Raw genomic sequence first — 12,963 nt, forward strand, 5'->3', positions numbered from 1 at the left:
GAAAACCAGTTGCACTGGGTGCTGGATGTGAGTTTAGGTGAGGATGCGTGCCAGATATACCGTGGTAATGCAGCGACTAATCTTGCCACGATGCGACACTTTGGTTTGAATATGTTACGCGCTGAGAAGCGAAAAATGAGTATCAGAAGAAAGCAGCGTCAGGCATTGATGAATGAGGCTTATTTGGATGCGGTGCTTGAAGCCGGCATGAGTGTGGTTATTAAATGACCACTCGTAATCTCACCCTGCCTGCGAGCCCCATTGCAATACAATTTCCAACCCAAAATTCACGTCTACAACCTATCTTCATATCTAAGTGAACAGTTCTTATGATCTCTTGTTCATCGCCAAGATAAGCTTTTAATTCAGCCTCAGCTTGCTCCCTCGTTAGACTATGTCCATCGTAGACATAACCCGTTCCTTGACGATTCGTTAGGTCAATTTCCCAAGCCCAACCATGACTAAGTGCTGTTGCTGTCGTATAGGCTCTTGGTAGCTGGTGAGGCAGATATTCCCGCTGCATTGCAACGGCTTTATTGCAAGGTAATTCGGTTTCGAATGATTGCCAGTTATCATTCTTTAGGCTTTGAATTAAAAGCCCTTTAAAGCCTGTACAGTCGATAAATATGTCACTCTTGAATGAGCCTTGGTCAGTTACAACCTCTATGATGTTGCCATCATTAACCAGAACGTCCGTTACATTTGCTTCAACATGATCTACCCCTGCTTGGGTGGCTTTGCGCTTTAAAAAGGTCGCCATAAGTGTCGCGTCTAAGTGGTAACCATAGGGGACAATACCTTGATATTGATTCAAGTATTGCGTTTTAGGGCTTAAGTTATTTTGCATTAAGCTAAATGAAAGGCTTGTTGCTTCAGCAAAGGAAGTGCTGTTTGATTCATTAATCTGATTATTTAAAATCCAAGCACTTGCATTATCAACTTTTCCAGATGGTTTTTGTTGCTCAAATGGATGGAAATACTCATGAATTTTGCCATCGACTGGTTTCATCCAGTTACGAAATAAGATGCCAGTCTTTAATGTTGCGTTAGTTTCTTTAAGTAGTTCATTTTCATCTAATCCCATAGCTGCAAAGAAGAATCGTAGACTATGAACTGTAGCTTCGCCAACGCCAATAATACCAATTTCTTTACTTTCGATAAGTCTAATATCTATGATATTAGATGAGTGGTTATATAACTTACTCAAGTAGAGAGCCGTCATCCAGCCTGTGCTACCGCCACCGACAATCGTGATACTTTTTAGCGGAGAATTATTCATCTTAATGTTTCCTATTAACTCGCCAACATGACGCTACCCGTCAAAATGATCCAAATGGAGAAAAAGTGTTTTAATACTTTTACTGGGAGAAAGAGTGCTAATTTACGAGCGAGTAATCCTCCGATAATGGCGCCAGGGCCTGCGAATAACACTAGCTCAAAGAGGGCATGGCTATTTGTTGAAAAAATATGGATAGGGCTTGCTGACCAGACTGTAATCGCAGAAACAACAACGCCAGTGGCGACCGACATTTTGGCGCATAGTCCCCTTATCATGAGATAAATGACGACTAATTCACCGACGCCTACCGATAACCAAGCTGTGATAATACCGCCGAAATAGCCAATGAGAGCGAGCCAAAGAAAATCGACTGGCATTATAGAGCGAGTGATTTGTGTGCTACTTTTGCTACTGATAATGATGGCGATACCAAGCACTATCGAGAAAATGCTAAAGCTGGTGTGTAGCGAAGAGGGCGAATTGAGTTGTAGTAATTGGCTACTCCAGAAACCTAAGACAGAAAAGAAGGCTGCAAGTAATGATGCTTTTACAAAACCAGACCATGCATCATCTTCTCGGTGGTGCTTTTTATAATGCAGTGACCATGAAATCGCGCCTGCGGTCATGCCAAAGCATTGGATCATAAATGAAGTCGAGACACTTTGAGACTCACTAAAGTTGAGGCTCGAAAATACCGGAATAAAGATGACTCCACCGCCAGCTCCAGTCGAGTTTGCAAATATCGCTCCTGTGATGCCTAGAAAAACGAAGCGTCCATATTCTTGGATAAGATCAAATAGCGAATGAAAATGGCTCGCCCAAAATAACCAAGTTCCACAGAGTAGCAATACCAAACTGAGGTTTAGGTAATACCGATTTAAGCGCGGAGCAGGCTGGGTATTATTGGGCACAAGTGTGTTAATGGGATTCATCAATAGCTACCGTGATCTTTGTCATGTTATCGCTATGTTATCAATGAAAGACAGCGTTGTCACATAAGCTTGAATAAATAAATTAAACATTTTAAGTATATGAAAAAATAGCATTAATTATGTCTATTCATAAAAAATAACAATAATTGTCAAAAAAATGTAGAAATCCTGTTCTTTCTTGTGTACTTTAATAATGACAACGCTGTCATCTGCTTGTGTGACGCGTTGTTTGTAAGGTCTGCATGAGAGGATGAGGTCTCCTTATCATGTGTTTGGCAGGAGTATTGCTGTCGGGCGGCGATACGTTTGTCTTTGATATTTTGATAGTCTCTCCCCAGAAACTAGCGTGGGCTGGGTACTGTAAGCAGTGCCCAGCCATTTTTTTAGGATGTTTTTACGGTATTACTCAATTGCCTACCTCAGCACTTGAACGTTAGCGGCATAGATAAATAAAACTCACTGGTATAAACCAGATAATAAAAGAGGCTGCAATTTATGGCGATTCATTTAACGGCTGTGATGCGTGTCATTGCAATTGGCATGACGAGTGTCATTGCCCATATCACCGCACTCATCATGACAAGAAGAACGGTTGGCATACCCCTGTTTATAATGGCATTAGCGTTTTTTTCGGCATTTTCCTCTTTTGCTGTATTTGCTACCGACACTGCTATAAACCATTTAGCTTCAAATTCTGATGTGTCTAAATCGTCTGCACAGGTTTCAAAAACAATCACCACCGCGATACAGCAGGAATGGTTGCTAAAGTTACTTGATGAAGCACTGCGGCGCTCGGATTCGGGTTATCAAGCGCAAGAAATGTCGACTCAAATGAATCAAAAGCGCAAGGTTGAAGAAGCACTCGCTGGGACAGTCGACGTGTTTTGGAGCATGACCTCAAAAGAATTGGAAGAAACTGTGCTTCCCGTGCGCATTCCATTGTTTAAAGGGTTACTTGGTAATCGGCTGCTGATTATCCGTAAATCGGATGAGGCACGATTTGCTAATGTGAAAACCATGGCGGATTTTAGGCAGTTAAAGGCGGGGCAAAATCGTTATTGGCCCGATGCCACGATTTTAGAAGCCAATGGATTACCCGTCGTCACTAGCTATCAGTACACCAATTTATACTCCATGTTAGAAGGCGGGCGTTTCGATTATCTTGCCCTCGGCGCTCAGGAAATTGGCGAAGAACTCGCAAATCACCCCGATCCCGCACTTAAGGTCGATAGCCATATCCTACTGCAATATCGCTCGCCAGCTTATTTCTTTGTTTCCCCTAAGCGCCCCGAACTTGCTGCGGCCATTTTAGCCGGGCTTGAAAGTATGGTAAGCGACGGCTCTTTTGATGAGATGTTTAATCGCGAGCTTAAAATTGAGCAACTGTACTGTGAGGCTAAGTTTGAACAACGGGTGATTATCCGTCTTGATACACCTGATTTAAGTCCATTAACACCAATAGAACGCACAGAATTATGGTTAGATCTTTTTAGTATGCAAGGTGCAAAATAATGAAAACATTAGCCTTAAAAGTACAGATTGGATTAGCGGCAGCAATTTTTATGATTGTTAGCGTTCTGTTCGGTGCATCTTACTGGTTGGCGAGCGATAAATTGGCTGCCAGTGAAACTGAGTTTGAAGAAAATACCGTCGCCAATTTACAAGTGACCATGGCGCAGCCCATCTTCACCTACGACTATGAACAAATCCAAGCCGTGTTGTCTGTGATGCTTAAATCTGCGCAAATTTATCATATTGTCGTGAGTGACCATCGCGGTAAAGTATTAGCCGAGAGTCAACAGGCTCAAACAGTGGCCGATGAGTATCTAGTGAAACGTGAAATTCAATTTGCTGAGCAAGGTAACCCAACGGGCCAATTGGTCATTCAGTTTTCTATGTTACCTATTCGCGCTCAGTTGTCAGATTTACTCTTAGGTTATTTCTTGCAGGCGTTGTTAATTCTCGGTGGCAGTTTAATTGTTATCTTCATTATTCTTAAACGTTTAGTGATTAATCCACTTGGGAATGTGGTCCGTGCTATGGAAGAAATTGCCAGCGGTGACGGTGATTTATGCCACAGATTACCCGTCGAGAGTCAGGATGAGATTGGTCAGCTTGCCAAGGCATTTAATGGTTTTGTTGAGCAAATTCACGGCACGATTTCCAGAGTGCACGAAACCTCAGGGCAATTACTGGGCGATGCCAAAGTGCTGGGGTCTCTGTCGCAAACCAACAATGATCGTGTGCAAACCCAATTAAAAGAAACCGAGGCGGCAGTGACGGCTGTAACTCAGCTGAGCGCCAGTGCCAATGAAGTCGCCATTAATGCGAAACGCACCGCGGATGCGGCGAGTCAGGCCGATAAAGCGGTCGATGACAGCCAGCGGCAGTTCGATTCGGGATTAGACATTACTCGTAAACTGGCATCTGAATTAGCCCGCTCGGCATTGTCCGTCTCACAGTTACAGCAAGAAACGCAAAAGATTGATGAAGTCGTTGTAGTCATCAACAGTATTGCCGAACAAACCAACTTACTGGCGCTTAATGCTGCCATTGAAGCGGCAAGGGCGGGTGAACAAGGGCGCGGTTTTGCTGTGGTGGCCGACGAAGTGCGTACGCTGGCGAGCCGAACCCAACAGGCAACTGGTGAGATCCAGAAAATGATCCAGCAGGTCCAGAACCGAGTGGCTGAAACTGTCACTGTGATGAAAGCGAGCCAAGCACTCTCAACTCAGGGCGTTAACCGCTCAGAAGAAATTAAGTTAGTGCTTACTAAAGTGACTGATTTAGTCTCAAATATCAGTAATATGAACATCGAAGTTTCCCATGCGGCACAGGAGCAAACCTGCGTCACCGAAGCGATTTCTCGTACGTTAAATGATCTTGCCAATGTCTCAGGTTCAGCCTCACTCGATAGCGAGCACTTAGCGCACTCGAGCGAGCGACTGTTTCACCAAGGGGAAAGACTGCGGACGTTAGTAACTTCCTTCAGATTGTAGCCATTTCTGGAGCTAGATAAGGATAATCATGAAAAAAACACTTTCAGCAAGCGCCATTTTACTGGCTTTAGGATTAGCGGCCTGTTCCGAGGCGCCTGTGACGCCTTCCGCAGCGTCAGCCGATAAGGCTGTGGCTCAAACACAGCAAGCTCAGGACGCATTAACTCAAGCGCAGTTACAACAACTCGGGGATTCGTTAGTCGTAACTTACCGTGTTGTGACCAATGTGCCAGACGATAAGTGCCTAAAAGATAAAGCCGATGGTCGCTGTTTTGTCGCTCAAATTGATTTCGTGCCCGGTATGGATTTAGCCAGCCAAGATTGGGAAATTTATTTAAGCCAAATGCGCCCAGTGCAATCGGTTGAAAGCGGTGAGTTGACGATAACGCACGTTAAAGGCGATTTACATCGTATTACGCCAACGGCTGCTTTTAAGGGATTTGTTAAGGGCGAGAAAAAGCAACTGACATTCCGTGGTGAGCCGTGGCAATTGGCTGAAACCGACGCTATGCCAAACTATTACCTCGCAGCAAAAGGATTAGAACCCGTCATTATCGCCAGCACTCAAGTGGGTAAAGATGCCGAAACGGGTTTAGAGACGCGTCCGTATGTTGAAGGGTTTACGAATTTTAAAACCCAATATCAACGCACTGAAACGGATAAACTCGCGCCAGCCGATGCCGCGCAATTATTTAAAGACAATCAAAGCGTGAGTGAAGATGCCGCCTTGGCTGTGGATACCATCATCCCAACGCCACAAAAGGTGAAGATCCATTCAACCGATACACCAGTATCCCTTGCTGGTGGTATTAAGCTCGAATATCAGCAAGATAACCCAGAGCAAAAGAGTCAAGTTGCGGCGGCGGTGGTACGTTTAGCTCGCCTGGGTGTGGCTGAATCTGCTAGTGGTATTACGGTGAAATTTGCCAGCCAAAAAGGGGATGAGGGCAGTTATCGCTTAGATATTCAGCCAACTGAAATTGTGATTGCTGCCAATGATGCGGCGGGCTTCTCTTACGGTTTGTCATCACTAGCAAGCCTTGTGGATGTGAATTCGCTGAAAGTGAATGCGATGACCATTGAAGACAGCCCACGTTATCCGTTTCGTGGTATGCACATTGATGTGGCTCGTAATTTCCACAGCAAACAATTGTTGCTGGATTTACTCGACCAAATGGCGGCATATAAGCTCAATAAATTGCATTTACACATGGCTGACGATGAAGGTTGGCGACTCGAAATCGACGGGCTACCTGAGTTGACTGACATCGGCAGTAAACGTTGCCATGATTTAGATGAAAATACCTGCCTATTACCGCAGTTAGGCAGTGGGCCGTTTGGCGATACAAGCGTCAATGGTTATTACACCAACCAAGATTATATCGACATAGTGAAATATGCCGAGGCGCGTCAAATACAAGTGATCCCATCGATGGATATGCCGGGCCATAGCCGCGCCGCGATTAAAGCGATGGATGCGCGTTTTCGTCGATTACAGGCTGAAGACGTAGAGCTTAAAAACACGGGCAAAGTGCAGGTTGTCCCTGTGCAGGAAACGGCAAATCAAGCCAGCACAGCGGTAAAAGCGTTAGATGCGGGCGAGCGTCAATTGCAAGCTGAAGGGCAAACCACTGCAGCTGAGCAATATTTGTTATCCGATGCAAACGACAAAACGGTTTATTCTTCAGTGCAATATTACGACGACAATACGCTTAACGTGTGTATGGAATCGACCTATCAGTTTGTCGATAAGGTGATTGATGAAATAGCCAAGCTACACCAAGCCGCGGGTCAACCATTGACGCGTTACCACATTGGTGCCGATGAAACGGCGGGAGCTTGGAAACAATCACCCCAGTGTTTAGCATTTGTCGCCAATAACGATAAAGGCGTTAAGTCGATAGATGACTTAGGCGCTTATTTTATTGAACGAATTTCGACTATGTTAGCGGCAAAAGGCATTGAAGCTGCGGGGTGGAGCGATGGCATGAGCCATGTTCGTCCTGAGAATATGCCCGCTAAAGTGCAGTCTAATATTTGGGATGTGATTGCCCATAAAGGTCATGAGCGCGCCAATCAGCAGGCGAATCTTGGTTGGGAAACCGTGCTCTCTAATCCTGAGGTGCTGTACTTTGATTTCCCCTATGAGGCCGATCCTAAGGAGCATGGTTATTACTGGGCGAGCCGCGCGACCAACAGCCATAAAGTCTTTAGCTTTATGCCTGATAACTTAGCAGCCAATGCCGAGCACTGGACCGATATTCAACATCAGCCGTTCGAAGCGGACGACAGAATAAAACTCGATGAGGCGGGTAACAAAGTCTCGGGTCCAAGGGAGAAAGGCAAACCTTTTACTGGCTTGCAAGGGCAGATTTGGAGTGAGTCGATTCGCAGTGACGATACAATTGAATATATGGTGTTCCCGCGTTTGTTGATGCTGGCCGAGCGTGCTTGGCATCAAGCCGCGTGGGAAGTACCTTATCAATATCAAGGCGCTGTATATAATCAAAGCTCGGGTGCTTTTACTTTAGCCATGCGTGATGCACAGGCAAAGGAGTGGCAACAACTTGCAAATACCTTAGGCCATAAAGAATTTATCAAGTTAGATAAAGCGGGGATTGATTATCGCGTACCGACGGTCGGCGCCGAGATCCGTGAGGGCAAGCTGTTTGCCAATATAGCCTATCCTGGGCTCAAGCTTGAATACCGAAGCCTCAATGGCCAATGGCAAGCTTATCGAGCGGGGCTGGCGGTTACTGCACCGATTGAGATCCGCGCCATTGCTGCCGATGGTATTCGTAAAGGCAGAAGCTTAATCGTTAACTAAATTGGTTTTTATATCTGGCTGTATTTTAAAAATAAAATACAGCCTTTTTGTTTTTCTGTGTCGGTGATTTCCTAAATTTGATTTTAGATCATAAATCACTTAAAAAAGTAAATGACAACGCTGTCATTTTTACTGTAACATTGAGTTAACTAAAGTTGAGCGCTGTATTAACGGCAAATAATAAGCAACGGTAGCGCTGCATTGATAGGTGAAGAGGGGTGTCATGGGGTTAGTCCAGACAAAAGATCAACCACTGTTTATAGGTGTAGATGGAGGTGGTAGTAAATGCCGAGCCACCATCTACTCAGCAGAGGGTACCGTTTTAGGGACAGGTGTTGCAGGACGTGCAAATCCACTGCATGGTCTCACACAAACATTTGAATCCATTGAAGCATCGACTCGCCTGGCGTTGCTGGATGCGGGTATGAACGAGAGCGATAGTCACTTGCTGGTGGCGGGTCTTGGTCTTGCTGGCGTAAATGTCCCTAGGTTATATCAAGACGTAATCAACTGGCAGCATCCTTTTGCAGCCATGTATGTCACCACAGATCTGCATACCGCTTGTATTGGTGCACACCGCGGTGCCGATGGCGCTGTGATCATCACGGGCACAGGTTCTTGCGGTTATGCCCATGTTGGTGATACCAGCTTGAGTATTGGCGGTTATGGTTTTGCATTAGGTGATAAGGGCAGCGGTGCTTGGCTTGGATTAAAAGCCGCCGAACACGTGTTGTTAGCACTCGATGGCTTTGCCGTACCAACCCGATTAACCGACATGCTGCTGAGCTACTTTAAGGTCACCGATGCGCTCGGTATTGTCGAAAATCTAGCGGGTAAATCATCAAGTTGCTACGCCGCATTAGCCAGAAGTGTGCTCGATTGCGCCAGTGAAGGTGACGCGGTCGCGACGGCGATAGTGCAAGAGGGCGCAGATTATATTAGCGACATGGCGCGTAAGCTATTTAGCCTAAATCCGGTGCGTTTTTCGATGATCGGTGGCCTTGCAGAGCCTTTACAAGCCTGGCTCGGTGCCGATGTGGTCGCCAAAATTTCAGAAACCTTAGCCCCACCCGAACTCGGTGCTATGTATTTCGCCCAGCAAGAATTTAATAAGTCGTTATCAGTGCAAATAGGCACTGAAGCCAAATCCTGTATTTGAACGTGAAGGTAAAAGACATGACAAACACTATTATGGAGCAAGAAGCTCGCACCGCACCGCAAAAAATCGCTGGCCAGTTAGACGCTAACGCTGAAATCATGCAGCAGTTAGGTGAAAAACTGCGCGCCTTCGCCCCCCGTTTTGTAATGATCGTTGGTCGTGGTTCATCGGATCATGCGGGTGTTTTTGCTAAGTACTTATTTGAAATCGAAGCGGGCGTACCGACGTTTGCTGCAGCACCATCAGTGGCGAGTGTGTATGGTAAGACCTTGAAACTCGAAGGTGCGTTAGTGATTGTGATTTCACAATCTGGCCGTAGCCCTGATATTTTGGCGCAGGCGCGTATGGCAAAAAATGCCGGCGCTTTTTGTGTTGCCTTAGTCAATGATGAAACCGCACCGATTAAAGATATCGTCGATGTTGTTGTGCCTTTACGTGCCGGCGAAGAAAAAGCGGTTGCCGCGACTAAGAGTTACCTCGCGACCTTGTCGGCGATTTTACAGCTCGCCGCCGCTTGGACTCAAAGCGAATCGCTTGCTAGCGCCGTCGCTTCTTTACCCCAAGCGCTGCAAACGGCGGTGGACGCTGAGCCACAACTCACGCCAGAATCCGTTGCCGACGTGAAGAACTTAGTCGTACTTGGCCGTGGTTTAGGTTATGCGGTATCTAAGGAAATCGCGCTTAAGTTAAAAGAAGTGTGTTCAATCCATGCCGAAGCATTCAGTAGCGCCGAGTTCCTCCACGGTCCTGTGACCTTAGTTGAGAAAAAACTCACTATCGTTGATGTGTGTATTGGCGATGAATCCTACGCTAGCCACATAGAACAGATTGAAAACGTGAGCCAACGCGGCGCCGATTTAGTGCATCTGAATCAAACCTCGACTGACATTCACCCACGTGTTGCTCCGTTAGCATTATTACAACGATTCTATATCGATGTGGCTGCGGTTGCGATTGCCCGCGGTATCGACCCTGACCAACCGGCGGGCCTTAAAAAAGTGACGCAAACGCTCTAAGCTGCCGAAATTAAAGACTTAAGTCACTCGTGTTATTTATTGAAAGAGGTTTGCGATGAAAATCACCCTGATCGCCGAGTGTATTTTCGATGGTGAATATTTCCATCAAGATGTGCCTGTGACTGTTGAAGACGGGCACATTCTGGCGTTTGATACGGTTGTTGGCGCGAAGGACATCCGCCAAGCCGGAACGCTGGTGCCAGGTTTTATCGATGTGCAAGTGAACGGTGGCGGCGGGGCGTTATTCAATGCCGATCCGAGTGTTAATTGTATTGAGACTATCGGCCGTGCCCATGCGCGTTTTGGTACGACCGGATTTTTACCTACGCTAATCACAGATGATGTTAGCGTGATGGCAAATGCAGCCGATGCAGTGGCCGAGGCTTTAGTCAAAGGTAGCGCTGGCGTTTTAGGGGTGCATTTTGAAGGGCCGCATTTATCTGTGCCTAAAAAAGGTGTGCATCCGCAGGGTTTTATTCGCGAAATCACCGATGCTGAACTCGCGGTATTTTGTCGTCAAGATTTGGGGCTTAAAGTGGTCACGCTTGCGCCTGAAAATGTGTCGCCGGAGGTGATCCGCACGCTTGTCGCTTCGGGCGTGAAGGTGTGTTTGGGCCATTCTAATGCCGACTACGACACTGTAGTTGCAGCATTAGCGGCAGGCGCGACGGGCTTTACCCATCTTTATAATGCGATGTCACCACTGGGCTCCCGTGAGCCGGGCATGGTTGGCGCGGCGATTGAGAGTGAAACTGCGTGGTGTGGTTTGATTGTCGATGGTCACCATGTGCACCCTGCGGCGGCAAAGGTTGCACTAAGGGCAAAACCAAGGGGCAAGATGATGTTAGTCACTGATGCTATGCCACCTGTCGGTATGGACGATGAGACCAGCTTCGAGCTCTTTGGTACTCGAGTGCTGCGAGTCGGTGACAGATTAAATGCCGTGACAGGTGAGCTGGCGGGCTGTGTGCTCGATATGGCAACTGCGGTCAATAATACCGTCAACTTGTTGGGTTTACCTTTGGCGGAAGCCTTAAGAATGGCGGCGTTATATCCCGCGCAATTCCTTGGGATTGACCATAAGGCTGGCCGTTTAGCACTGGGACACAGGGCTGACTTTGTCTTGCTCGATGCGCAGAACAAAGTGCAGGCAAACTACATTGCTGGAAATGCAGTTTATGTTCGCCCTTAGTGTGCGTTGAGTCAGCAAAGCGTTAACCTTGGCCCTTGTCGTATTTTGATGACAGGGGCTAAGTTTTTTTATTGTACAGCATTAGTTTTGCTCAACTTTACTAAAAGCTTTTAATAACAATAATAAAGGATGATGGCATGGGGACGACACAGACAAATGCAATTGCGCCAGTAAAGGTGAATAAACCTAGGTTGATGTCGCTGGATGCACTGCGCGGCTTCGATATGTTTTGGATTTTGGGCGGTGAGGCTTTGTTTGGTGGCTTGCTTATTCTAACGGGCTGGGCAGGTTGGCAATGGGGCGATGAACAAATGCACCATAGCCAATGGCATGGTTTTCACTTCTACGATTTGATTTTTCCGCTGTTTATTTTCCTCTCTGGTGTGGCCTTAGGTTTATCCCCTAAACGTTTAGATAAATTACCTATGAAGGAGCGATTACCTGTATATCGTCATGGGATTAAACGACTCTTTTTATTGCTGTTACTAGGCATTTTATACAATCACGGTTGGGGAACTGGCGCGCCTGCCGATCCTGAAAAAATTCGCTATGCCAGTGTGTTAGGTCGAATCGCCTTTGCATGGTTTTTTGCCGCATTATTGGTGTGGCACACGAGTCTACGAACCCAAATTATCGTCGCCTTGGGCATTTTGCTCGGTTATGGCGCAATGCAACTTTGGTTGCCTTTCCCTGGTGGACAGGCAGGCGTGCTCTCGCCAACGAAATCCATCAATGCCTATGTCGATTCGATTTTATTACCCGGCGTGAGCTATCAGGGACGCACGCCCGATCCAGAGGGGTTACTGTCGACTATTCCCGCCATCGTCAATGCGTTAGCGGGTGTGTTTGTCGGCCACTTTATTGTTAAATCCCATCCTAAAGGTGAGTGGGCTAAAGTGGGATTGCTCGCCGCTGCGGGTGGCATTTTCTTAGCCTTAGGTTGGCTGTTAGATCTTGTTATTCCGGTCAATAAAGAGCTGTGGACCAGTTCATTTGTGCTGGTGACGTCAGGCTGGAACATGATTCTGCTGGCGGTATTCTATGCCTTAGTCGATGTGCTTAAGTGGCAAAAATCCGCATTTTTCTTCGTGGTGATAGGCACGAACGCCATCATTATTTACTTAGCGTCGAGCTTAGTGGATTGGAAATATATCGCTCAAAGCGTGTTTGGCGGCTTAGTGCTGGCCTTGCCTGAAAGCGCTCAAGCGTTAGCTGCGGTTATCAGCTTGCTTGCGGTGCAGTGGCTGGTTTTATATTGGATGTATCGCCGCAATATTTTTGTCAGAATTTAGTCAGTTGGCTTAATAACTTGAGATAAGCCGCACGCACTCAGTGTCTGCGGCTTTTTTGACATTATTTTCTGGATGTGAGTCATCACTTACTTATAACTTATCAGTTAGCCAATCGATGATTACGAGGGAATATTCGCGAGAATTTATTAAATGACAGCGTTGTCTTTTTGTGTTATTTGTTTTAACATCACTGAAACAATGGTGCGTTTGGATGATAACATTAGCCATTGCGGACGAGTCGCGATACGGATATTCGGGAACTTAGGC

Annotated in this window: 10 protein-coding genes; 8 read left to right on the forward strand and 2 right to left on the reverse strand. The window is 46.4% G+C overall.

All coding sequences use genetic code 11. The annotated features are described in order from the left end of the window. A partial coding sequence (locus L5M28_RS19650) for a transposase (RefSeq protein WP_411569183.1) occupies window positions 1-228 on the forward strand: 228 nt, incomplete at its 5' end. On the opposite strand, the gene L5M28_RS19655 is transcribed toward L5M28_RS19650, so the two are convergent. Continuing rightward, entirely contained in the window at window positions 221-1,279 is a 1,059-nt protein-coding gene (locus L5M28_RS19655) for a tryptophan 7-halogenase (protein WP_263204222.1), read from the reverse strand. The genes L5M28_RS19650 and L5M28_RS19655 overlap by 8 nt on opposite strands. Window positions 1,280-1,293: 14 nt before the next feature. Beyond that, window positions 1,294-2,211 carry a sulfite exporter TauE/SafE family protein gene (locus L5M28_RS19660; RefSeq protein WP_263196191.1) on the reverse strand — a complete coding sequence of 306 codons (918 nt, stop codon included), beginning with the start codon at window positions 2,209-2,211 and terminating at the stop codon, window positions 1,294-1,296. A gap of 495 nt (window positions 2,212-2,706) precedes the next feature. On the opposite strand from L5M28_RS19660, the gene L5M28_RS19665 reads away from it, so the two are divergent. The 7 genes from L5M28_RS19665 (at window position 2,707) to nagX (ending at window position 12,696) form a co-directional block, all read left to right on the forward strand. Continuing rightward, a complete protein-coding gene (locus L5M28_RS19665) occupies window positions 2,707-3,723 on the forward strand; it encodes a substrate-binding periplasmic protein (protein ID WP_263204223.1) in 1,017 nt (338 codons plus the stop codon). Continuing rightward, window positions 3,723-5,210: a methyl-accepting chemotaxis protein gene (locus L5M28_RS19670; protein WP_263196189.1), complete on the forward strand. Its 1,488-nt coding sequence runs from the start codon at window positions 3,723-3,725 to the stop codon at window positions 5,208-5,210. Before L5M28_RS19665 ends, L5M28_RS19670 begins: the two co-directional genes overlap by 1 nt. Window positions 5,211-5,238: 28 nt before the next feature. Then, a complete protein-coding gene (locus L5M28_RS19675; protein WP_263204224.1) occupies window positions 5,239-8,037 on the forward strand; it encodes a family 20 glycosylhydrolase in 2,799 nt (932 codons plus the stop codon). 223 nt (window positions 8,038-8,260) lie between these two features. Further along, the gene (nagK, locus tag L5M28_RS19680) at window positions 8,261-9,196 is read left to right on the forward strand and encodes an N-acetylglucosamine kinase (protein WP_263196187.1); all 936 of its coding nucleotides are present in this window, start codon (window positions 8,261-8,263) and stop codon (window positions 9,194-9,196) included. 17 nt (window positions 9,197-9,213) lie between these two features. After that, window positions 9,214-10,212, forward strand: coding sequence for a glucosamine-6-phosphate deaminase NagB-II (gene nagB-II, locus L5M28_RS19685; RefSeq protein WP_259513229.1), 999 nt, complete (start codon window positions 9,214-9,216; stop codon window positions 10,210-10,212). 55 nt (window positions 10,213-10,267) lie between these two features. Next, window positions 10,268-11,404 (forward strand): N-acetylglucosamine-6-phosphate deacetylase, encoded by a 1,137-nt coding sequence (gene nagA, locus L5M28_RS19690; RefSeq protein ID WP_263196186.1) that lies wholly within the window; start codon window positions 10,268-10,270, stop codon window positions 11,402-11,404. Window positions 11,405-11,541: 137 nt separating this feature from the next. Next, window positions 11,542-12,696, forward strand: coding sequence for a transmembrane glucosamine N-acetyltransferase NagX (nagX, locus tag L5M28_RS19695; protein WP_263196185.1), 1,155 nt, complete (start codon window positions 11,542-11,544; stop codon window positions 12,694-12,696). The last annotated feature ends 267 nt before the right edge of the window (window positions 12,697-12,963 follow it).

It is taken from the genome of Shewanella sp. SW32 (assembly GCF_025653365.1).
GTDB classification, from domain to species: Bacteria; Pseudomonadota; Gammaproteobacteria; order Enterobacterales; family Shewanellaceae; genus Shewanella; species Shewanella oncorhynchi.